The 22,130-nt window shown below is 46.5% G+C and carries 20 protein-coding genes; 11 read left to right on the top strand and 9 right to left on the bottom strand.

The annotated features are described in order from the left end of the window. Nucleotides 1-354: 354 nt before the first annotated feature. Genes KSK55_RS13640 through trpA form a run of 7 tightly spaced genes read left to right on the top strand, consistent with a single transcriptional unit; the run spans nt 355 to nt 6,752 of the window. Nucleotides 355-1,905 carry an anthranilate synthase component I family protein gene (locus tag KSK55_RS13640; protein ID WP_218607293.1) on the top strand — a complete coding sequence of 517 codons (1,551 nt, stop codon included), beginning with the start codon at nt 355-357 and terminating at the stop codon, nt 1,903-1,905. Then, entirely contained in the window at nt 1,902-2,480 is a 579-nt protein-coding gene (locus KSK55_RS13635) for an anthranilate synthase component II (protein WP_214420731.1), read from the top strand. Before KSK55_RS13640 ends, KSK55_RS13635 begins: the two co-directional genes overlap by 4 nt. Then, a complete protein-coding gene (gene trpD / locus KSK55_RS13630) occupies nt 2,480-3,487 on the top strand; it encodes an anthranilate phosphoribosyltransferase (protein ID WP_214420730.1) in 1,008 nt (335 codons plus the stop codon). Before KSK55_RS13635 ends, trpD begins: the two co-directional genes overlap by 1 nt. After that, entirely contained in the window at nt 3,484-4,233 is a 750-nt protein-coding gene (locus KSK55_RS13625; RefSeq protein WP_214420729.1) for an indole-3-glycerol phosphate synthase TrpC, read from the top strand. Before trpD ends, KSK55_RS13625 begins: the two co-directional genes overlap by 4 nt. Then, nucleotides 4,137-4,808, top strand: coding sequence for a phosphoribosylanthranilate isomerase (locus tag KSK55_RS13620; RefSeq protein ID WP_306128601.1), 672 nt, complete (start codon nt 4,137-4,139; stop codon nt 4,806-4,808). Before KSK55_RS13625 ends, KSK55_RS13620 begins: the two co-directional genes overlap by 97 nt. Continuing rightward, on the top strand, nt 4,798-5,973 hold the full coding sequence (gene trpB, locus KSK55_RS13615; protein ID WP_218607292.1) for a tryptophan synthase subunit beta: 1,176 nt from the start codon (nt 4,798-4,800) through the stop codon (nt 5,971-5,973). Before KSK55_RS13620 ends, trpB begins: the two co-directional genes overlap by 11 nt. Beyond that, nucleotides 5,970-6,752 (top strand): tryptophan synthase subunit alpha, encoded by a 783-nt coding sequence (trpA, locus tag KSK55_RS13610; protein WP_218607291.1) that lies wholly within the window; start codon nt 5,970-5,972, stop codon nt 6,750-6,752. Before trpB ends, trpA begins: the two co-directional genes overlap by 4 nt. 17 nt (nt 6,753-6,769) lie before the next feature. On the opposite strand, the gene KSK55_RS13605 is transcribed toward trpA, so the two are convergent. Further along, nucleotides 6,770-9,727, bottom strand: a complete 2,958-nt coding sequence (locus KSK55_RS13605) for a hybrid sensor histidine kinase/response regulator (RefSeq protein ID WP_218607290.1) — start codon at nt 9,725-9,727, stop codon at nt 6,770-6,772. A 117-nt stretch (nt 9,728-9,844) separates the two neighbouring features. Here KSK55_RS13605 and KSK55_RS13600 point away from each other — a divergent pair, with 117 nt between their 5' ends. The 4 genes from KSK55_RS13600 (at nt 9,845) to KSK55_RS13585 (ending at nt 14,436) form a co-directional block, all read left to right on the top strand. Further along, the gene (locus KSK55_RS13600; RefSeq protein WP_218607289.1) at nt 9,845-10,471 is read left to right on the top strand and encodes a tetratricopeptide repeat protein; all 627 of its coding nucleotides are present in this window, start codon (nt 9,845-9,847) and stop codon (nt 10,469-10,471) included. Nucleotides 10,472-10,568: 97 nt separating this feature from the next. Next, nucleotides 10,569-11,069: a hypothetical protein gene (locus KSK55_RS13595; protein WP_218607288.1), complete on the top strand. Its 501-nt coding sequence runs from the start codon at nt 10,569-10,571 to the stop codon at nt 11,067-11,069. A gap of 24 nt (nt 11,070-11,093) precedes the next feature. After that, nucleotides 11,094-11,951 carry a thymidylate synthase gene (locus KSK55_RS13590; protein ID WP_214420723.1) on the top strand — a complete coding sequence of 286 codons (858 nt, stop codon included), beginning with the start codon at nt 11,094-11,096 and terminating at the stop codon, nt 11,949-11,951. 454 nt (nt 11,952-12,405) lie between these two features. Next, complete coding sequence (locus tag KSK55_RS13585) at nt 12,406-14,436, top strand: AAA family ATPase (protein WP_218607287.1); 2,031 nt, start codon at nt 12,406-12,408, stop codon at nt 14,434-14,436. Between the two features lie 2 nt (nt 14,437-14,438). Here KSK55_RS13585 and KSK55_RS13580 read toward each other — a convergent pair whose 3' ends face one another. From KSK55_RS13580 to mmp11, 8 genes are read right to left on the bottom strand one after another with little or no spacing between them, the layout of a single operon-like run. After that, nucleotides 14,439-15,428 carry an isocitrate/isopropylmalate dehydrogenase family protein gene (locus tag KSK55_RS13580; RefSeq protein ID WP_218607286.1) on the bottom strand — a complete coding sequence of 330 codons (990 nt, stop codon included), beginning with the start codon at nt 15,426-15,428 and terminating at the stop codon, nt 14,439-14,441. After that, nucleotides 15,425-16,222, bottom strand: coding sequence for a DUF7714 family protein (locus KSK55_RS13575; protein WP_218607285.1), 798 nt, complete (start codon nt 16,220-16,222; stop codon nt 15,425-15,427). Before KSK55_RS13575 ends, KSK55_RS13580 begins: the two co-directional genes overlap by 4 nt. Then, a complete protein-coding gene (locus KSK55_RS13570) occupies nt 16,219-16,707 on the bottom strand; it encodes a LeuD/DmdB family oxidoreductase small subunit (RefSeq protein WP_218607284.1) in 489 nt (162 codons plus the stop codon). Before KSK55_RS13570 ends, KSK55_RS13575 begins: the two co-directional genes overlap by 4 nt. Further along, complete coding sequence (locus tag KSK55_RS13565; RefSeq protein ID WP_218607283.1) at nt 16,704-17,915, bottom strand: aconitase/3-isopropylmalate dehydratase large subunit family protein; 1,212 nt, start codon at nt 17,913-17,915, stop codon at nt 16,704-16,706. Before KSK55_RS13565 ends, KSK55_RS13570 begins: the two co-directional genes overlap by 4 nt. After that, complete coding sequence (locus KSK55_RS13560; RefSeq protein WP_218607282.1) at nt 17,863-19,044, bottom strand: homocitrate synthase family protein; 1,182 nt, start codon at nt 19,042-19,044, stop codon at nt 17,863-17,865. Before KSK55_RS13560 ends, KSK55_RS13565 begins: the two co-directional genes overlap by 53 nt. Further along, nucleotides 19,041-20,138, bottom strand: coding sequence for a thiamine pyrophosphate-dependent enzyme (locus KSK55_RS13555; RefSeq protein ID WP_218607281.1), 1,098 nt, complete (start codon nt 20,136-20,138; stop codon nt 19,041-19,043). Before KSK55_RS13555 ends, KSK55_RS13560 begins: the two co-directional genes overlap by 4 nt. Continuing rightward, entirely contained in the window at nt 20,135-21,100 is a 966-nt protein-coding gene (locus tag KSK55_RS13550) for a radical SAM protein (RefSeq protein ID WP_218607280.1), read from the bottom strand. Before KSK55_RS13550 ends, KSK55_RS13555 begins: the two co-directional genes overlap by 4 nt. Next, entirely contained in the window at nt 21,085-21,975 is an 891-nt protein-coding gene (mmp11, locus tag KSK55_RS13545; protein WP_218607279.1) for a methanogenesis marker protein 11, read from the bottom strand. Before mmp11 ends, KSK55_RS13550 begins: the two co-directional genes overlap by 16 nt. Nucleotides 21,976-22,130: the final 155 nt, after the last annotated feature.

Raw genomic sequence — 22,130 nt, 5'->3', positions numbered from 1 at the left:
CCTAGCATTATCACCCGGCAGTTACCCTGCCATAATATCCGGGATTTTCAACATCGAGTATGGTTTTTTTTACATTTTTTTGGAGTATTTTTTACTTGTGTCAGCTGCCCTTTGACCGGGCAGAACAGATTTCAGTAGTCACTTATAATATATATAATTACCTTTTTGATCTTCGTTAAAACAAATATATTGTTAGATCGACCTTTGATTTCATTTTGAAGCGCTAAAATTTAACCGTGATGCGTGTATGTAAAAATGAGATCTCCATAAATCATTTTTGTACTCCTTACGATAAGAGATAACAATAATGCATATATATGTACATTGATCAACATCTATGATCATGATTGCTCAATGCATTTCCCAGAAGGTGATGCCGGTGGAATGGAAGCTGCCATGACGGCGGGTCATATCCCGGAGATTATGTCCTTTTCCACATATGAGGAGATAATCACAACCCTGAAAAAACCAGCGTATGTTCCAGTGTCCATGAATGTCCCTGAACCAAGGGCAGATCCTGCAGCAATATACGCCGATCTCGAAACAACAGAGGGTTTTTTACTTGAATCGATGGAAGGTGTGCCTAAAAGAGCCGTGAGGTCAATTATTGGAATCCGGCCTCTTGCATCTCTCTCCATATCAGAAACGCTTGAAGTTACTGGAGAGTATGGAGATGTTATTTCTGAGATCGTCAGAAAAGATGGGAATATCTGCAAACCATCTGATGTTTTGCGCCGCATTTGTTCTACAATATCCGGGTATACACCTGATCGGTGCACATTTACCGGCGGAATGGCCGGATACTGCAGGTACGATCTCGTTTCTAGTATTACCGACGGGATGGTGAAGACCGGGACAGAGGAGGGTCCGGTTATCAGACTACAGATACCCGGTGAACTGATCATCTTTGATCATGTTGCTCATTCCTGTATGATCATTGCAGGAACCATGGTCATGGATGGAGATGACATACAACAGAAATACCAGGATGCTGTCAGGAAGGTTCAAAATCTGCACAGAACTATCTCAACCAGCAAACTTAGAAAAGAGGTTTACCTCATTCACAAAACACCTTTGTCTCTCCCGGACCATGACCGGATTCCTTTTGAAGAGTCAGTAGAAAAGGCACTCAATCATATCAGAGCAGGAGATATCTTCCAGGTTGTCCTTTCACGACAGGTTTCACTCCCCTATGACAAAGATCCCTATACAATCTACAAGGTACTCAGACAAATTAACCCCTCACCATACCTGTATTACTTTCATTTCGGTGATGAGGCAATAATCGGATCAAGTCCGGAGATGCTGGTCAAGACTGAAGGCAAAATGATCACCACCGTCCCTATTGCCGGAACCAGGCCACGGGGAAAGACCGATGCAGAAGATGACGCCCTTGCCCGGGATCTTCTTTCAGATCCAAAAGAACGGGCAGAACACCTGATGCTTGTCGATCTGGCCAGAAATGACATTGGCAGAGTTTCAGAGTTTGGAACCGTAAAAGTATCCGAATTCATGTCTGTTGAGAAGTTCTCCCATGTCCAGCACATCACCTCAATTGTAACCGGAGAATTGCAGGAAGATAAGGATCCGGTTGATGCACTTGAGGCCTGTTTCCCGGCAGGCACGGTAAGTGGAGCACCAAAAATCCGTGCAATGCAGATAATTCAGGATCTTGAACCAGTCTCCAGGGGATTATACTCAGGAGCAGTCGGATACCTGGGTTTTCAAGGTTTGATGGAGTTTGCAATTGCAATCAGAACCGTTATTATAAAAAATAATATCGCAACCTGTCAGGCAGGAGCTGGTATTGTTGCTGACTCAGTTCCATCCCGGGAGTTTGAAGAGACTCAGGCAAAGGCCGGAGCGATGGCACAAGCAATCTTTGCAGCAGGAGAATTATCATGAACGTTGTAATTATCGACTGTTTTGACAGTTTTACCTATAATCTGTATCAACTGGTCGGATCCCTGGGGGCTGATCCGATTCCGGTTACTTCTAATAATCCAGTTGAAATAGTGGAAAAACAAGAACCAGATCGGATCATTCTCTCCCCAGGACCAGGAACGCCATTAGAATCAGGGGTTTGTGCCGATGTAATCAAAGCATATATCGGTGAAGTTCCGATTCTGGGTGTATGCCTTGGCCACCAGACAATTATTCACACCCTGGGTGGAACGATATCCCGGATGAAACGGCCGGTTCATGGGATGACGAGTGAGATCAGAACCAATGGTGAGGGAATTTTCCAGAGTATTCCAGACCGGTTCACCGCAGCACGGTATCATTCTCTTACTGCAGAACCACATCACCTGCCATCAGAACTTGAAGTAGTTGCAACCGCTGAAGATGACGGAGCAATTATGGCAGTATCACACAGGAAACATCCGGTGTATGGCCTGCAGTTTCATCCTGAAAGTATCATGACCCCACATGGACGAACCATCATGAAGAACTTTTTACAGTTCGGTGGTGAGTGTTGATGATCCAGAGTGCGATTAAAAAAGTCATCAGCATGCAGGATCTGGCAGCCGATGAAGCACGGGATCTTATGACATACATTGCAGACGGAAGGGTGACTGAGGCACAGATAGGATCAATTCTGACTGCACTTACCATGAAAGGAGTCACGGCACACGAAATTACTGCATTTGCCCAGGTTTTAAAAGAGCGGGCTATCCAGGTAAAGACAGCATCTGGTACCTGTGTTGATACCTGTGGAACCGGAGGTGATGGTGCCCAGACCTTTAATATCAGTACTGCAGCGGCCCTTGTTGCTGCAGCAGCCGGAGTACGAGTCGTCAAGCATGGAAACAGGGGAGTCTCCAGCAGGTCAGGTTCTGCTGATGTCCTTGAAGCACTTGGAATTCCAATAACACTCACTCCTGAAGAAGCAGCATCCTCTGTTGCCAGAAATAACATAGCATTCCTCTTTGCTCCCGGGTATCATCCGGCAATTGGAAGAGTTGCATCAGCACGGCGGGAGATCGGTTTTTTTTCGGTCTTTAACATCCTCGGCCCACTTTTAAATCCGGCCGGTGCATCATCTCGACTGATCGGTGTTGGTGATACCAGACATATTCCTTCCATTACCGGAGCACTGGCAAATCTTGGTGTTTCACATGCCATGGTTGTCCATGGTGACGGAACAGATGAGATCACCATCACCGGAGAGACACGGGTCTTTGAACTGTATGATGGGACTATATCACAATATACTCTGACACCTGAAGAATTTGGTATCTCACGGGTGAGTCGTGATGCGATTACTGGAGGAACTCCTGCAGAAAACGCACAAACTATCAGGGAGATTTTTTCCGGGAGAAAAGGACCATGCAGGGATATAGTACTCCTGAATGCAGCGGCGGCGATTTACCTTGGAGAAAAAGCTTCATGCTTATACGATGGATATGACATCGCCTGTAATGTCGTTGACTCAGGAAAAGCAAAGCATCTTCTCAGATCTCTTCGTCCAGGTGAGGCATCATGATCCTTGACGATATTGTCGCATCATCACAAAGACGGGCAGCAGCACTTCCGGAATCATTTCCCTCATCCTCTCACGCTCCCATAAGTCTTCGAAAGGCGATAACACAGACACGAAATAATGCAGTCATTGCAGAACTCAAGTTTGCCTCTCCTTCACGGGGAGTAATAACACAGGAGAAAAAAACCGAAGCGGCCATTACTGACATGATCCAGGGAGGGTGCTGTGCTCTCTCAATACTCACTGAGCCGGATTATTTCCTTGGTAGTCCGGACACCATACCTGCGATCAGAGAATCAGTGCCAATTCCAATCCTTCGAAAGGATTTCATCGTCGATGAACATCAGCTGGATGAGACCAGATCTCTTGGTGCGGATGCTGTTCTTCTGATATCATCTGTTCTAGGTGACGAAACAGAACACTTTGTGAAGGAAACTCAAAGGAGAGGACTTGAACCACTCCTTGAAGTTCATACGAGAAAAGAAGCAAGACAGGCAGTGGATTCAGGTGTCGAACTTGTTGGCATAAACAACCGGGATCTGAAAACATTCAGAACCGATCTCTCAACAACGAAAAATATTGCACCGATTCTCAGGCAAGCGGGGCTTACCGTCATATCAGCAAGCGGAATGATCTGGCCTTGTGATATCAGATCCCTGCATCAGTATGCAGATGGGTTTCTTATCGGATCAAGTATTATGTCATCAGGAAATCCGAGAAAACGAGTGGAGGGATTTGTATACGCATAAAAATCTGTGGGATTACTTGTCAGGAAGATGCACGCCTTGCAGACCATGCCGGAGCTGATGCCATAGGAGTAGTTCTGTTTTCAGACTCACCCCGTTCGGTGTCACCAGAGAAAGCGAAAGAAATTTTCAAGGCAGCGGGTCCGTACATGGGACGGGTATGTGTATCTCATACCGACTCATCAGAAGACCTAGCACAGATACTTGACCTGCATCCAACAGCAATCCAGATATCATACCCCCATACCCTTCCAGAAGACCGGACCGTTCAGGTGATCCGGGTCATTAAGCCAGGTGATCCCATTCCTCAGTCAGCAGATGCCATAATCGTAGACGCCAGTATGGGGAAAGGGACACTATACGACCATACCTACGCACAACAGATCATAGCAATGTCAAAAATACCAGTGATCCTCGCCGGAGGATTGAATCCAGAGAATGTTTCCGAAGCGGTCAGAACATTAAGACCATATGCCGTTGATGTTGCATCAGGGGTTGAATCCGCTCCAGGGATAAAAGATCAGAAAAAAGTCCTTTCATTTGTAAAAAACGCCAGAGAGGCCGAATATGGAGCTTAACACCAGATTTGGAGAATATGGAGGATGTTTTGTTCCGGAAACCCTTATGGTTGCACTTGAAGAACTTGAATCAGCATACCTCAATATATTCCCAAATCCTGCATTTCAAAAAGAATTCCAGGAATACCTGACAACGTATGCAGGGAGAAAAACTCCTCTTACCCTATGTAGGAATATGTCCAAAGACCTTGGATGCACCGTATATCTAAAACGGGAGGATCTCCTTCATTCCGGGGCACACAAGCTCAACAATGCCCTTGGACAAGCATTACTTGCAAAACATATGGGCAAAAAAAGGCTGATCGCGGAGACTGGAGCAGGTCAGCACGGAGTTGCTACAGCCATTGCAGGAGCTGTCCTCGGACTGGAAGTGGACGTCTTCATGGGAGAAGTGGACATTGCCCGTCAGGCCCTGAATGTGGCGAGGATGAACATGATGGGTGCACGGGTAATTCCAGTCACATCAGGAACACGAACGCTGAAAGATGCAATGAATGAAGCTCTCCGTGACTGGGTTGCACGAGTAAGGGATACCCATTACCTGATAGGAACCGTTGCAGGCCCTCATCCATACCCGGTACTGGTCAGGGATTTGCAACGGGTGATCGGAGATGAGACACGAGAGCAGATCCTCTCAGTGCAGGGAAGACTCCCGGATATCATTATTGCCTGCATCGGTGGAGGTTCAAATGCAATGGGGATATTCCATCCGTTCATCGACGATGCCTCAGTCACGATGTATGGGGTTGAGGCAGGTGGAGAAGGACTTGACAAAAAACATGGTGCTTCCTTATGTGGTGGAAGACCGGGTGTTCTTCATGGGAACTATTCATACCTCCTGCAGGATTCATACGGGCAGATCATAGAGTCACATTCCATATCAGCAGGCCTGGATTACCCGGGAGTCGGGCCAGAACATGCCATGTATAAGGACTCAAAAAGGATCACGTACACAGCCATTACCGATACCGAAGCACTTGAGGCATTCCTGTACTTGTCCCGGACAGAAGGTATTGTTCCGGCCCTTGAATCATCACATGCCATCGCCTTTGCGAGAAAAATAGGACCTAAATTATCAAAGGACGCACTCCTGATAATAAATCTTTCCGGACGGGGAGACAAGGATGTTGAAACCGTTCTGAGATATATGAGAGGTGCAGCATGAACCGACTCTCAAAAGCATTCCAAAATAGAAAACGGGAACTCCTCATGACCTTCACCGTTGCAGGAGACCCCGATTATTCAATAAGTCGTGAAATAATCAAAGCACTTGAGAAAGGAGGAGCAGACATAATCGAACTCGGACTCCCCTTTTCAGACCCTGTCGCTGATGGTCCGGTCATTCAGCAGGCTGATCAACGAGCTTTGGAATCAGGTATGAACACTGACCGGTTCTTTGATCTGGTCAGGGACATCAGGAAGGATTCAGAAATACCTCTGGTGGTTCTGACATATACAAACCTCATCTTGCAACGGGGTATTCAATCATTTTACCAGGATGCTGCCGATGCCGGTATCGACGCAGTTGTTGTTGCAGATCTTCCTTATGAAGAAGCAGCTTCATTTATCATAGCAGCGGAAAAGGCAGGAATTGCTCCGGTAATGATGGTCAGTACCACTACATCAAAGGAGCGGCTTTTTAAAATTCTCACCGTTAAAAGTGGCTTTATCTATCTTGTTGCAGCCCTTGGCGTGACCGGAGTCAGACAGGCAACAGATCCACAGGCACGTGAGTTACTCTCTGAAATTAAAAAACAGAGTAATATACCTGTTGCTCCCGGATTTGGAATATCAGACAGAACACAAGTGATGGAATGGGGTAAAGCAGGTGCAGATGCAGTAATTGTCGGATCAGCCCTCGTCAAAACGATTGAAGGAAGATTACAGGATCCTGATTCACTCATCCCGGCGGTTACCGCATTTGTCCAAAGCCTGAAAGGATAACCAGGTCCAACCACATATTAAGGATTAAGATTACAACACCCGTCTCTGGTGATGGGAAGACAGATCATAAACCGGGATCCATGACCCGGCCCATCACTTTCAACCCAGACTTTTCCACCATAACATTCCATTACCCTCTTGACAATGGCAAGACCAAGACCTGACGACTGTCGATCATGACGTGAACGGTCGACCATGTAAAATTCATCAAAAACATGAACTGCTTCTTCCTGAGTCAGCCCAATTCCGGTATCCTCTACGGTGATAATCGCAGCATTTTCATCTGTGACCGAATAAATGCGAATATTTCCTCCATTTCCGGTGTATTTTATCGCGTTACTAATAAGATTATCAAAAACAGAGGAAGCATCCCTCGCTGAAAATCTGACTACCAGATCATCAGGAACAAGAATCTCGATATCCAGCTTTTTCTGTTTTATAAAGAGCCAATTTTTCTCCACTGCCTGCCTGATAAGGATGACCGGATGAATCATTTCATACTCAACCACACCATCCTGGCGACTTAACCGGGCAAGTGTCAGGATCTTATCGGTCTGTTCCCTGATTGAATAAACTGACCGGAGAAGAACACTATATAATATCCTTTTATCTGGATCTTCTTCTTCATGCAACAGAGATGGCAGGAGAGCGATCAGAGGTGTCAGGGGGGTTTTCAGATCATGACCAAGTTGGTTGATGAAATCATCTTTCTGACGCAATAGCCGGTTAATCTCATCTGTCCGTTCCCTGACACGATCATCCAGGTCACGGTTCATACTAATGAGCCGATTCGTCAAAAAGTCAAGTTCATGGTTTTTATCTTCCAGAACACGGGCATATTCACGAAGTTGTTTCTCCGCTTTTTTACGTGCCCTGATATCCCGTGCAACAACCAGAACAGCAGGATCCCCCCGGTACCTGATTGGCCGTGAGGAAACTTCCACCTGAAGGTGTTCCCCATGAGAACCTAAAAAAACTTCTTCCTGGGGTAAATTTGAATCTAATCCAGATAATGAGGTTTCTATTCGTTTCTTCACAAGGGGTAAAAAATCTGGATGTACATACAAGAATGGATCACGTCCAAGAATGTCCTCTTCAGTTTCTCCTCCAAACAGTCTGACTCCAGCTGGATTTGAATACAATATCTCAATACCATTATGAACAAAAATAGCATCAGGAGAAAGATCAACCAGTGTCCGGTACCGAGATTCACTCTCCCGAAGAGCTAAATTTACATCCACAAGCTCCCGGGTTCGTTCATTTACCAGTTTCTCCAGTTCCTCCCGTGATTTTTTTAATGCCTCTTCAGCCTCTTTTCTCCCGGTGATGTCACGAATGCATTCAATAGCTCCAAAAATATCACCATCAGCATTTCGGAGCGGGGAAGCAACCCCCCAAAAGTATGTCGTTCCAGATCCAAGGCCTGGAATATATGACTCCCCAATGATGACATCGCCTTCCTGTCTGATAAAGGCATATTCTTTTTTTGGAATCAGTTCAGGATGCAGGGCATAATCAACAAGAATCGGCCGCCGCACCATGTAAAAAGGCAGGGAATACTCATAATTACTTTTTCCGAGGATATCCCTGGCATCAATTCCGGTCATCTTGGCAATTGCCCGGTTCCAGAAGATAACTTCGCCAGCCTTATTAATGACCACAGTTGCATCAGGGAAAAAGTCAATTACATCAGCAAGTTGTTGTTTTGATTCCCGAATGGCATCTTCAGCCTGTTTCCTCATGGAAATGTCAATGATCACTCCACGCAGGCCAACAACGGTTCCGTTCACAACAGCAGGTGCCGAATGGATGATTATCGGAAACGTTGATCCATCCAAACGGACTCCAATGTATTCATGAGGCTTTGATGGATTCCCATGTAAAACCTGGGTGATGATCTCCTTTGCCTGTTCATGATCCTCTGGAATGATAAAACGAAAAACAGAGATATTATTCAATCCCTGAGCAGGATCAAATCCGAACATCGTAAAAGCCTGATGATTCACATACGTAATAGTTCCATCAAGAGAACATTCAAAAACTCCTTCAGGGAGAAGGTCAGCAAGATCTTTATATCTTTTTTCACTTTCCCGGACCTTACTTTTAGAGAGGCGTAACTCCTCCACTTTACGTTTCAGTTCTTCTCCTGATGCCATGAGTTCCTGGTAAGCAGTATGCAGATCAGCGTTTCGTTGCCCCAGTTCTTTTTCAGAAAGCAGCCGTTCAGTAATATCCCGAATTATTGCCTGAAAAAGAACCCTCCCCTTGATGTCAAGCCTGCTAATACTCATCTCAGCATCAAATTCAGTTCCATCAAGACGCGAAAACTTCCAGGTAACAAAAGCACCCCCGGCACGATAGGCTTCTTTAAAAACAATTTCTGCCTTTTCCCGGGTTAATTCCCCATCTGGCTGTATTTCAGGTGCCAGTAAGAAAAAATCAGAATCCAGAAGACGACTTCGGTCCAGATGAAACATCAATGCTGCATGGTTGTTACAATCACGAATAAACCAATCCGATATGAGAATGATTCCATCACGGGCAGTTTCAAAAAGAAGTCTGAATTTTTCTTCATTCTCTAAAAGTGCCCGCTGCGCTTCTTCGGCGTGGACAGCCTGCCTGATTTTATGAGCAAGCTCGGCAAAAAGTGATGATTGATCACCACCTTTTTGAAGATAAAAAGCAGCACCCTCGTTGATTGCTTCTATGACCACCTCTTCCCTACCTTTGCCTGTAAAGAGAATAAATGGAATTTTTACCCCTTTTTTCCGGTAGGCTCTGAGAAGATCCAGACCGGTCATACCTGGCATCTGGTAATCAGAAACTACGATGTCATATGAGCCATCAAGGATCATATCAAGAGCCTGATGACCATACCGTACGGTGGTGACAGAAAAATCTCCCATTTTCTGGAGATATATCTTAAAAAATCCACAAAAGGACTCGTCATCATCAACATACAGAACTGATATCATCAAGGAACCTGACTAGTATACCTGATAGTGTGGTACGATACCCGGTTATATCAAAGTACGGCCAGACTCTTGAACACTCACCGGGTACCTGATAACGTCGTACGGAGAATGATAGCAATGATGAAATCTATATACATCGCAATTCTGTGTTTTTTTGTCTGTTGTGCACTGCCAGTAGCAGGAGAAACCGCAGATGAACTTGCAGCAGAGGGGAATGCCCTCTATGATGCGGATAAGTACAATGAGGCTCTCATTATTCTGGACAAGGCATTAGCCCTCGATCCTGATAATCTGGAGGCATTAAACGGAAAAGGGAAAACCCTGAAAAGTCTTGGCAGATATGAAGAAGCAATAGAACAGTATGACATGGCTATTTCTCTAGATCCCACATATAAAAAAGCCTGGAATAATAAGGGTAATGTGCTCACATATCTTGAACAATATGACGAAGCAGTCGCCATGTTTGACGAAGCAATTAAGATTGATCCAGAGTATGGAAAAGCTTACAGTAACCTGGCATGGTGCTTAAACTTAGCCGAACGGTATGAAGAAGCACTGGAATCAGCGGATCAGGCAACCATCCTGGAACCTGATTATGCACGGGGCTGGTTGAACCGTGGTATTGCATTAGCGGCTCTTGGTCGGTATGATGAGGCAGTTAGTTCATATGATACAGCACTCATTCTTGATCCAGGGCTTACCGAAGCAGAAGAAGGTAAAAATGAAGCAATTAGTTTGATGTAGCACTATCCATATCATTTCTTTTTTGGTACCCGGTTATCAATATCGCCTGAAAAAATACAAAAAATCACATACCTTGCGGTCTTAAAACATATCTACAATGAAGTTGTGGAATTACGTGTTGTTATCCATTATCCTGGCACTCGTTACAGTATGTATGGTATCTGCTGATAACCAGTCTGTGACAAATAGTTCGCCAGATGTCAACCAAACAAATACAACGAGCCTAATTCACATCTCCCCCCAGGAAGAACTTATGAACCTGGCATTTGCTGCACGTGAATTCGCTCTTGAAAATGGTAAAGAAAAGGCAATCACAGAATTTTCTAACCCGTCAGGACAATTCAGCACAAAGGGCAGATATGTCATTGCCTACGACATGGATGGAACCCTCTTAGCCAACATGAAAGTACCTGGAGAGGTTGGTTCCAAATTCATCAAGGATGACTATGATGCAGGCCAGGTAAGAATGATGCGGGATATGGCAACCACTGGCGGTGGCCTGTATACTGATCCTGCAACCGGTGCATTCTGGTTTATCATGGATGTTGATGGCAGCTGGTGGATCTGTACTGCCCAGTACCAGACATCCGGCCAGTAATAACTAGACCATGAGGATATAGCCATGATACTGATCAGAAAACGAAGCATAGGACAGGCTCATGAGGAGGTAATACGGGAGATAGCCAAACGGTGTGAAGGTCAGGTACGGGTTACTGAAGATGGAGAATACACCTGGGATCCGGAAGAGCCGATCTGCATTCATGTAGATGAGCCATTTTCAGAACCGATGCGATCAGGGGCCAGTCTGTTTGGAGAAAAATTTTCAGAACAGTACCAGGCATCATTATACACCATCACACCGCGCCGCAATGACGGAACCGATGCTGTATATACCTATGGAAACCGTCTGCGGGATTATCCGGCACCGGAGGTTGAAATCGGTTTTTCATCAGGAAGTACTATAAAAAAAGCCATCGACGGGATATTTCGAAAACTCGGATATGTTCCGGCCAGCGCATGCGGTAACCTGACCTGGAAAGGTGACGGGAACTATGGTGGTATCGATCAGATTGAGAAAAGTATTATCAATCGACTGGTTTCCAATCCTGAAAGCAGGCGGGCAATCGCAATAACCTGGTTTCCGGTTAGGGATGTTACTGCTGATGAACCTCCCTGTCTTCAGATTGTTCAGGGATTAATCGATAAAAAGAATCATTTGAATCTGATTTGTCTGTTTCGAAGCAATGACATGCTTTCTGCTTGGGGTCAGAATGCATACGGTCTTGCACATCTTCAAAAATATATCTGTGACCAGGTTAACCAGAAAAGAAAAGGAAATGGCAACGATATCACGACCGGATGGCTTGAAACCATCAGCATATCAGCCCATATGTACTTCCACCGGGACCAACTTGAATTAAACCTCTTTTTAGAGAAGATAAAAACCGGAGAACTGTTTCAATCTTTCCAAAAGCGATAATTGCCAGTGATTTACAGAAAATCTTTGTTCATTTTTTAGAAAGAAAAGAGAAACCATTTATAGTGCCAATCCGATATGAAATCGTGTGGTGCATGAGTCGGCGGCCAGATACCTGTTCATTGAAATCTGAGCTTTCGACTGTACCAGAATATGGGAGACTTCACAGAGGAGGTATCCACCATGATACCCGGATACCTCACTGCCTTCATTTTGTATATACCATGACTTTAGGTATGTTTTAGCATTGATTTTGTAAGACTTCATCGAATATAAAGCCCGGGTACACGGATTTTTGTTAATCGCCTACATTACCTGTCTGCCGCTATCTGGGTGATTTGATAGAAGATACTTTTATCAAAATCAATGAAATCAACACGATCAGCCGTTATTTTTAACCTATCTTATGAATAACCACCCAAGAACATTTATAGGATAACAAATCGAGAGATATCCTATGCAACTTGCCGAGTTCCGGGTCCAGAATTATAAAATTATAGAGGATACCGGATGGATTCCAGTCCAGAACCTCACTACATTCGTTGGAAAAAACGAATCAGGAAAATCAGCAATTTTTCGGGCACTATCAAAACTCAACTCTTCAGACGGGGAAGGATACGACGGCCTGAAGGAATTTCCACGGCAACGGTATGCCGCAGAGATAACCCGGACAGACTGGCCTGTTGCATCAGGCAGGTTTATCCTTACTCCAGATGAGCAACGGGATATCGCCGCGATATCTGAGCTGTGCAGAGATGTTCATAGTGTTGAGGTAACCAGGCATTATACCGGAACCTACAGCATTACATATCACCCGGACGTCGGAGTTGACCTGGTAACTCCACCAGACCTGATTTATGCAATAGAAAGTGCAATTGAGCACATCAGAAACCTGATTGCACCAGAAGGAAAGGGAGAAGACCTTGGAAGAATAAAAGAAGGTCTGCTGGCATTTCTGGAAGAACAAAAAAATGGAATTCCAATAGATGGGCAGATTCAGAAGCGGCATATTTCAGACCTGATTAATGCAATTAAAAGCAGGGCGAATGAACCCTGGCAACATGATATCCTTAATCCGGTTACAGAACCGATGTACCGGCTTATCAGACAGATGGAGATCTTCGAGGGTCTCATGGCAGCAAACCGATACATCATTGAACATCTGCCAAAATTTGTCTATTTTGACCAGTATAACGTTATTGAGAGTGCCATACACATTCCGACCTTTATCGCCACACTCAAATCTCACCCTGAAACACCAGGCCTTCGTGCAACCCACTGTCTCTTCCGTCATGTAAACCTGGACCTGGACCAGCTTGACCGGCTTGGTTCACACAAAAATGCAGTTGATGACAACCCAATCATCAGAAGACAGGTTGATGAGCGGTCAATTCTCCTCTCCACTGCATCCAACCTAATGTCAAAAAAATTTGAAGACTGGTGGGGACAGAGAAAGATCCGGTTCAGATATGACATTGACGGAGATTATTTCAGAGTATGGGTATCAGACGACCTCGATCCGTCAGAGATTGAACTCGAACAGAGAAGTGCCGGGCTCCAATATTTCTTCTCATTTTACCTGATATTCCTGGTTGAATCAGGAGATGCATACCATGACAGCATCCTGCTTCTTGATGAACCCGGACTCCAGCTCCACCCGACTGCACAACAACATGCAGTTAAATTCTTTGAGCGAATATCCCATCAGAACCAGATATTCTTCTCCACCCATTCACCATTCATGATAGATCTTGACCATCTTGATAGGGTCAGAACAGTTTATGAAGGGCCAGAAGGGACAACAAAAGTATCTGTTTCAGAATGGCCGGCTGACCGTGACTCATTGTTCCCGCTTGAGGCAGCACTCGCCACCCGGATTGCTGAAAAAACCCTCTCCGGAGGCAACCAGCTCATCGTGGAAGAAACCCTGGATCTCTGGCTGTTACAGGCAATGAATTATGCACTTCGGAACAGAGGAAAGCCCGGACTTTCTCCTGAAATCAGAATTACACCAGCAGGAGGAGCAGCAAACCTACTTCCACTCGCCCTGATGATGACTGCACATAAAAAACCTGCAGCAGTGCTTTTATCAGGAAACAATGTGCCAGTAGGGGTAATTGAAAAACTCCCATCCATGCATTTGAGTGAAGGAAACGGTCTTCTCTTTTATAGTGCATTTGGTAATCGTCAAGGAGCTGGGATTGAAGATCTCTTCTCTCCTGATTTCTATTATCGGTGTGTCAAAGATATTTACCCGGATCTGCCACTTGGTCAGGTACCAGAAAAAAGTCCTGCAGAACGAAATGAAGAGCGGGGAATTGCATTCCAGATTGCAGATCTTGTCGAGCGAAGACAGGGAGAACACTTTGAACGCTGGCGGGTTGCTGAGCTGCTCTCTGATCGGATCTGTGAATCTCCACAAAACCTGGATGAAGAGACAATTGACAGATTCTGTCGTCTCTTTGAAGAGATAAACAGGGTTTCCTGATCTCACAGATCCGGAACTTCTGCCTTTTTTTCTGCCTGTAAATTTCGAAGAACTGCACGCCCTACATCATCTGTTGTTGCTGTCCCACCCAAGTCAGGCGTTTTTATTCCATCAGTAATAGTTTTTTGAATCGCCCGCTCTACTGCAAGAGCCCGGGGTTTTTCTCCCACATACTTCAGAAGCAGAGAAACACACCGAATGGCTGCAATCGGATTTGCAATCCCTTTTCCGGTAATGTCAGGTGCACTCCCATGAACTGGTTCAAAGAGTGCCTGATGCCTGCCGATATTTGCACTTGGAAGCATACCAAGCCCACCTTCAAGAAATGCCGCTGCATCGGAGAGAATATCGCCGAAAATATTCGTCGTCACAATCACATCATATCGTGACGGATGCTGAAGAACATCAAGGACAAGAGAGTCAATATATTTTTTATCAATAGAGATTCCAGCTTTTTCAGCCTCTTCCATACAAATTTCAAGGAAATACACATCAGACTTCAAAACATTCGCCTTGTTTCCAATGGTAAGATGCCGTCTTCTCCGTTTGGCACAGGCACTTGCAAACCGTGCAATCCTGCGGGATCCTTCCTGGCTAACCACACGAAGAGTACATGCCCGGTCCTTCTCCTGCCATTCAATACCCGAATACAGCCCCTCCGTGTTTTCCCGAACTATAAGGATATCAAATCCTTCACCAAACACCGGACGAAGATTTGCATAGAGGTCTAATTCCTTTCTTATCCGGAGTACGACACTGTGATACTTGGGATCAGGGGGTGTTGTAATTGCACCAAACAAAATGAGATCCGCTTTTCTGAGAGTTTCAAGAGTCTTATCTGATAATGCATCACCAGTTCGTTTCCAGCACTCATATCCAAGATATACTGGTATATACTCCCATTCCGGGTGATAATACCGAAGAATTTCAAGTGCAGAGGGAATGACCTCTGGTCCGATACCATCACCAGGAGCAATAACAACCCGCTTCATCCATTCCTCCATTCATGTATACATGCATACAGGGCATCGGCAATCTGTTTTGGTGATGCACCCCAATGGACTACAACGCCCTTTTTTCCATTCAACGTCTGTACCCCGCTTCGCTCTGCCCGACAACATCGTGCGATAAAAGGTTCCTCTGTGACAGCATTGGCCGGACAGATATCAATGAGCGGAAAATCATGCCCATAACAGTCTTTGAGAACCTGTCGTGCTGTCATACATCCGGCAACATGCTCATCTCCCTTTAACCGGTCTGAGTCGATCGTGCGGGAAAAACCACCTGCTTTGCAGGGATATACATCAGCCTGGGTTTCTCTGATATCCCGGACATGATACTGAAACGTGATTTCGAGTTCTCCAAAAATGCCCGCTTCATCAAGTGTCTGAACAGTTCCGGCAAGATGGGGCCGGGGAGGAGTTACATCATATACATGAACTGTAAGGAGTGATGCAGGATCCGGATCACAAATAAAAATCATATGCTCCTCAATCCCGGTAAAGATAGTGCATCGTTTATTGGTCTGTAAAGCCTTTTTAATAAGGTCTCCACGGTTATGAAGCACCACCGGTTCAGGATACATATATACATCATCCGGACCAGCTATCTGGGTTACCGATTCAATATCCCTCATCAGTCCATCCCCATCTGCGGGCTTTACGGCTAATATTTCAAACCCACCGGGAACTTCATGGATCAGATATTCTGATAGAAAATAAACCCGGTCCCCTACCGGTTTGTTACCTGCATACCCGATACATTTGCAGTGAGGGGGAAAAATCATCGTTCTAGTCTCCGTTTCCAGTATTCCACGAGACCCCCGTTGCTGAGAATCTCCTGCATCCGGGAAGATAGTGGCAGGAATTCATGGCGGATTCCATCAACGGTTATCCATCCCTCGGTACAATCAAAGGTAACCATCATTCCATCCCGGCACTCAGGGATATTACATTCAAGAACCGGCAAGCCGACGTTGATGCAGTTCCGAAAAAATATCCGGGCAAATGACGGAGCAATAACAGCAAGAACCCCGGCTTCATGCAAAGCCCGTGCTGCCTGTTCACGTGAGGACCCACAGCCCATATTCTTCCCGGCAACAAGGACAGAACCCTGTAGTCTTGATGCAAGTGTGGGATCCAGATCTTCAAACACATGTTTTGCCCACAGACTCCAGTCCTTGGTTCTCAGGTATCTCCCAGCGATTACAAGATCTGTGTCAATATCTTCTCCAATGCAGACAGCCGGACCAGAACCTTTGAGTGCTGTCATAGTACCTCCCGTGGATCTGCAATCTCCCCAACAAGGGCGCTGGCTGCAGCGGTTGATGGAGAACAGAGGTAGTACGAGGCTCCGACTCCCATTCGGTTCTTAAAGTTCCGGTTAGCCGTTGAAAGAGCAACTTCACCCTCACCAAGCACACCCATATGAGCCCCAAGACAGGGTCCACATCCCGGTGGTCCCATAATACATCCGGCCTTCACCAGATCTGCAGCAACACCGGTTGTAATCGCCTGCAGATAATCACGCTCTGAAGCCGGAACAACAATAGTTCTAACCTTTACCCGGTGTCCTTTCAGTATCCTGGCAGCACGGGTAAGATCTTCAAACCGGCCATTTGTACAGGTTCCGATAAAGACCTGGTCAAGGGCAATGCCGGCTAATTGTGATACCGGCTGAATGGTATCCACCCGGTGAGGTACAGCACAGACCGGTTCCAGGGAAGAGAGATCAAGATCACATTCTCGGACATATACAGGATTTTCCGGGAGCTGCATGTGACAGGGAACCGAATACCCAGCAAGGTACCGCCTGGTTTCTGTGTCTGCATAGAAAAGTCCGGTCTTGGCCCCGGCTTCTACTGCCATGTTACACAGGGTCAGTCGTCCTTCCATGGGAACTGATGGTGCTGCCTCACCAGTAAATTCCAGGGCATCATATGTTCCACCGTCCATCCCTAACTCCGCAACATATGATAATGCCACATCTTTCCATTCAACTCCGGCTTTCAGAGATCCGCTCAGATGTAACCCTATTGAATCAGGGACCCGAAGCCAGGTTTCGCCAGATACCCAGATGCCGGCCATATCACTCGCACCAACACCGGTTGCAAAGGCTCCCAGAGCACCTAGAGTGCATGAGTGTGAATCGGCCCCTATTACGACCTCACCTGGATGAACAAGACCTTCAGCCATAACCTGATGACAGATACCAGATCCAATCTCCCTGAAATGTGCACCGTTCTCTGCAAAAGTCCGGAGTTCTGCCTGCAGCTCTGCGGTCTGGGAATTGTTTGCCGGAGCAATGTGGTCATAGATGACATAGACGGCATCAGGATTGGCAAGGCCGGGAGCGCCTATCGCATCATAAATGATTTTTGCCTGAATCCCGGTCCCGTCATGGCAAAATGCCTTGTCTACCTTCCGGTCAACATACGTGCCGGCCTGGGCACCCAGAATCTTCTCCGAGAGTGTTACCATTGATGACATCCTCCCCGGTCACCTGCGAGATTATCTCCCGCAAAACCTGCTGGTTGATACTGCATTTATCCTCACTTCTGTCTTTAATCAGCTCAAGCACCTGAGTAACCTGATCATCAGTAATGTGATACCCAAATGTGGTCAGGATATGGACAAGTGCCCTTTTTCCAGTGTGTTTTCCTAAAATGAACCGCCGCTCAAGTCCCAGGAGTTCAGGTGGAATAAATTCATATGTCTCGGGATTTTCAAGAATGGCAGCGATGTGAATGCCACTCTCATGAGCAAACGCATTTGCACCGACAACTGGTTTCGTAATCGGCATATAAATCCCGGTGTACTTTTGAACCTGCTCTGATAGTGCCGGAATCTCAGTCAGGTCATACCGGGCTATTCCTCCTTTGAGAACAAGGGATACCAGAACCTCCTCAAGCCTGGCATTTCCTGCCCGTTCACCCAGACCATTCACTGTTGTGTGAAGCTGAAACGCCCCAAGTTCAGCAGCAATAAGCGTGTTTGCCGTTGCACAGCCAAGATCGTTGTGAGCATGGATTGCAATTGGGATGGGGGTTCTTGGAACGATATCTTTCATCACCGTTGCAACTTCTAGCGGTGTCAGACATCCGGTTGTGTCTGCATATGTGACATACGATGCCTTATGTTCGGCGGCTTGTTTGTAGATCTCTACAAGAATATCAGGATCAGTCCGTGATGCATCCTCTGCACCAAACCGGACGATAAGGCCGTGATCAACTGCATAATCGAGTTGCTCAATGGCGTTTGCAACCACGACTTCCCGGGGTTTTTTATGTTTATACTTTAGATGCAGATCAGACGGGGCAATGAAAAGTCCAATCATATCTACTTCTGCATCAAGGGCAGCATCAACATCTTCCCGACAGGCCCGTGAAAGACCACATATCTTTGCAGAAAGACCAAGCCGGGAGATATCTCTGACCATCTCTTTTTCATGGACAGATACAATGGGAAATCCGGCTTCGATTATTTCTACCCCAACTGCATCAAGTCTGGTTGCAATATCCTTCTTCTCTTCAGGGGTAAATGAAACCCCCGGGGTCTGTTCGCCATCACGAAGGGTTACATCACAAATTTCAACATGCCATGGTTTCATTTGGATCTCTCCTCTGGACATACTCCCTGAATGACGAACACCCGGAAGGTGTTATCAGGGACAATATATTCTGAAATTTTTTCATGTTCAGCCGCATCTACAACATCCGGCTGTGCAAATCCAATGTAATCGGTTATGTCCGGGACCGGTTGTCGGCCGGTTGTCCCCATGCACCGGTTCTGCAGGACAATACAAAGCACAGGTCTGCCTTTTGCATGAAGATCAATCAAGGCCTGAGCACCAGAATGGAGCAAAGCATAGTCTCCAGTCAGTGCAACCCGGGTGGACTGGGCTGCAACACCAATTGAAGACCCCATCCCATAATTGGCAATCCCAAATGCAAATGGAGGGATCATGGAAAGAAGACTACAACCGGTATCACTGATAACCGGGACATTCCTATCCTGCAGAAGGTCAAAGACAAACTTAAACGGACAATCCGGACAGAACATTCGCGAGGAACCACGTTCCCGCCTGCTTTGTGGAATGTCGCCGGTTGTCAGGGGAGAGACTGGGAATGGAAGGTACCCTTCCTGTTGCATTACTGGAACAGATTCATATGCCCAGACTGAACGTCCATACATGGTCAGATCCGGGTCGGCAAGTGACCCGGTTTTTCTCCCCGTATCATATCCCATCTTGTCCGACGGTCTGTTGAGATCATCTGGGATAAATCGGACAATTGAAACACGGGAAAACCGCTCTGATGCACGGAAAGCCTCTCCAACCGGGTCAGAACCCGAACCATCAATGACCGGACATATCGCAATTTCGCCATAGATCCGGGAATCCTGAATGGTCTGGGTTCCATATGCCGTGGGATCATCTCCTACGACAATAATTACCCCGGCGGTCAGACCCTGAACGGTTGCATGAACCAGAGTATCGGCAAGCACATTCATCCCGACATGTTTGACTATTACGCAGGACCGTTTCCCCGAGAGCGAGTCTCCAAGGGCATACTCAAGAGCTACTTTTTCATTTATGACCAGCTCTGCCCCGGTCTCTTCAATAAGAGTTGTTACCGGGTATCCAGGCACTGCATATACCGAATCAGCATATGCTAGTATAGCATCCCCTAATCCGGAGATCATGTATCCCTCCCCGGAATCAGGTCACAACCGGTACATGACGGACACATAGTCAGGGCTTCTTTGGGATCAAGCCCATATCTCCGGATCATTTCTTCATGAATCCGGGCTATCCTGATAATCCGGTCTGGTAGAGGGGCATGAAGATCAATCAGATCCCCACCCGGAGTCAAAGGCCGGATAACCGGCAGGATTCCATCCTGGCACAGTTGTTCAATACAAGCAGTCATCTCCTCATCAGTCTCTCCTAGGCCGAGGATGATATTTGAAAAGACATGGTTCCTGCCAAACAGGGGAACTGCAGCACGAAGGGCAGTAAGTGCATCGTCCCTGACAAGACCCGGACACATGACAGAAAAGAGATGGTCGGTTGCCGTCTCAAGGTTGAATTTTACTTCTGAAACACCAGCATCTTTCAGACGACGGGGCGTTTCCGGGTCAGGATAGATAGATACCCCTATAGGAAGGTGAAACTTCTGCAGTCGTCTGACAGCCTCAAGGGTATAGCGTTCCTCTTCATGAATATCGGTCAGAACACCTGATGTCAGGGATATTGCATCAATATCAGGAAATACAGATGCAACCATTTCCTCTATCTCATCAATACTCCGCCGGGGTCCAGGGCTTTTCCACACATTACAGTACCGGCACTGAAAGATACAGGAGCCGGTGATAGTCAGATAAGCCTGACGTGGACAATGGAGCCCGGGTTTTTCAAGTATGCCTGAATATTCCTCTCCTTCGTACCGGAGGAGGGCCTGTCCATTCCCGGTATGCTGTATTTCTACAAACCCAGTATCTGAAAGGGTAAGCCTGACCCGGCGCCCATCCATAGAAAAAAATATCGACCCGGCCTTTCCTGCCCCTGGACCAGCACGGGATCGTGCGATATATTCGTCTGCAAAAACTCCGGTGATATATACAGTACCTGCATTGAGCAGCCGGGCTTTCAGCTCTGCCCACATAACCGAAGGCCCTCATCATACCGGGTATAAAACGGGATCGCTGCTATTGCCCCGGTTATACCCCGGCCGTTTATCCAAATTTTCAGATCATCGCCAGCAAGTGCCCGGGCATCATCCGGAGAGACTTGTCCTGTTTTTGTCCGCCACCCATATTCAAGAAGACGATCGGGGGAGAATCCAGTGAAGACCGCCATGCCAGTCTCTTTAGAGAGCGTATACTGCATCAGGAGTTCTGAAAACTTTCTGGCCAGATCGTCAGGATTGCTGGTTGCGAATTCAGCCACGACGCCAACACAGTTTTTTGTCCTGAAGGGAACCGGAAAGAGCTGGACAATGGTATGGGAGAGGTACCGGTGCTGTTCATTCGCAACCGTCCGGGCAATATTGTGAACCAGGGTCCATGTTGCTCCTTCTTCCGGGGTATCAGTATCATCAACACCAATAAGCACACGATTCTTTCGGGAGAGGACTATAGTCGATCCAGCAACTTTTCCCCCGCCTGATTCGTCATATTCTGATCGAAGTACCCCCTCGGCACCTGCCCGGCATATAGTGGCGCCGACTCCGCCACCACCCATACCAATATAGGAGATCGCGATTTCATTCCCTTCTACACTGACTTTTGAGATACCAGCCGGAAATTTGGATCCTTCAAGAGCAAGGTCAACCTCTCCGGTCCGAAGAAGGAACCGGTTCATGGACCCGACGGTTCTGACATCGGTTACAAGAGGGGACTGTGCATAGTGCTTTTTCACCCACATGGCACCACCGATACAGTCAAAGCACTCAATAAGTTCAACCTGGCTTCCTGCATCATCGCTGACTGCGCAAATCCATGGATAATGGATAATATATGGCTCTGATATACCAGACATTCCGGGCTCCAGAAATTTTTCCAGACAGGGGATATTTGTTGGCGAAAATTTCGTCAACAAACATGGTGCACCAATAGGTATAAGTGTTGTCTATGAGGATGTTCAACCTCTCCTCACATCTCATTCATCTGATTCTCGTCCCCGAATGGTAAAAT

The sequence above is a fragment of the Methanospirillum hungatei genome (assembly GCF_019263745.1).
In the GTDB taxonomy this organism is placed as follows: domain Archaea; phylum Halobacteriota; class Methanomicrobia; order Methanomicrobiales; family Methanospirillaceae; genus Methanospirillum; species Methanospirillum purgamenti.
Note: the sequence above shows the minus strand (reverse complement) of the source record. Positions and strands in the feature narration are given on the sequence as shown.

Coding starts and splice junctions, on each gene's coding strand:
- KSK55_RS13555 (WP_218607281.1), bottom strand. CDS start 20,138: ATGATCTCCGGATTAGGGGATGCTATACTAGCATATGCTGATTCGGTA.
- KSK55_RS13625 (WP_214420729.1), top strand. CDS start 3,484: ATGATCCTTGACGATATTGTCGCATCATCACAAAGACGGGCAGCAGCA.
- KSK55_RS13575 (WP_218607285.1), bottom strand. CDS start 16,222: ATGATTTTTCCCCCTCACTGCAAATGTATCGGGTATGCAGGTAACAAA.
- KSK55_RS13560 (WP_218607282.1), bottom strand. CDS start 19,044: ATGAAACCATGGCATGTTGAAATTTGTGATGTAACCCTTCGTGATGGC.
- KSK55_RS13595 (WP_218607288.1), top strand. CDS start 10,569: ATGAAGTTGTGGAATTACGTGTTGTTATCCATTATCCTGGCACTCGTT.
- KSK55_RS13635 (WP_214420731.1), top strand. CDS start 1,902: ATGAACGTTGTAATTATCGACTGTTTTGACAGTTTTACCTATAATCTG.
- KSK55_RS13550 (WP_218607280.1), bottom strand. CDS start 21,100: ATGTGGGCAGAGCTGAAAGCCCGGCTGCTCAATGCAGGTACTGTATAT.
- KSK55_RS13590 (WP_214420723.1), top strand. CDS start 11,094: ATGATACTGATCAGAAAACGAAGCATAGGACAGGCTCATGAGGAGGTA.
- KSK55_RS13640 (WP_218607293.1), top strand. CDS start 355: ATGCATTTCCCAGAAGGTGATGCCGGTGGAATGGAAGCTGCCATGACG.
- KSK55_RS13585 (WP_218607287.1), top strand. CDS start 12,406: ATGCAACTTGCCGAGTTCCGGGTCCAGAATTATAAAATTATAGAGGAT.
- mmp11 (WP_218607279.1), bottom strand. CDS start 21,975: ATGTCTGGTATATCAGAGCCATATATTATCCATTATCCATGGATTTGC.
- trpB (WP_218607292.1), top strand. CDS start 4,798: ATGGAGCTTAACACCAGATTTGGAGAATATGGAGGATGTTTTGTTCCG.
- KSK55_RS13565 (WP_218607283.1), bottom strand. CDS start 17,915: ATGGTAACACTCTCGGAGAAGATTCTGGGTGCCCAGGCCGGCACGTAT.
- KSK55_RS13605 (WP_218607290.1), bottom strand. CDS start 9,727: ATGATATCAGTTCTGTATGTTGATGATGACGAGTCCTTTTGTGGATTT.
- trpA (WP_218607291.1), top strand. CDS start 5,970: ATGAACCGACTCTCAAAAGCATTCCAAAATAGAAAACGGGAACTCCTC.
- KSK55_RS13580 (WP_218607286.1), bottom strand. CDS start 15,428: ATGAAGCGGGTTGTTATTGCTCCTGGTGATGGTATCGGACCAGAGGTC.
- trpD (WP_214420730.1), top strand. CDS start 2,480: ATGATCCAGAGTGCGATTAAAAAAGTCATCAGCATGCAGGATCTGGCA.
- KSK55_RS13570 (WP_218607284.1), bottom strand. CDS start 16,707: ATGACAGCACTCAAAGGTTCTGGTCCGGCTGTCTGCATTGGAGAAGAT.
- KSK55_RS13600 (WP_218607289.1), top strand. CDS start 9,845: ATGATGAAATCTATATACATCGCAATTCTGTGTTTTTTTGTCTGTTGT.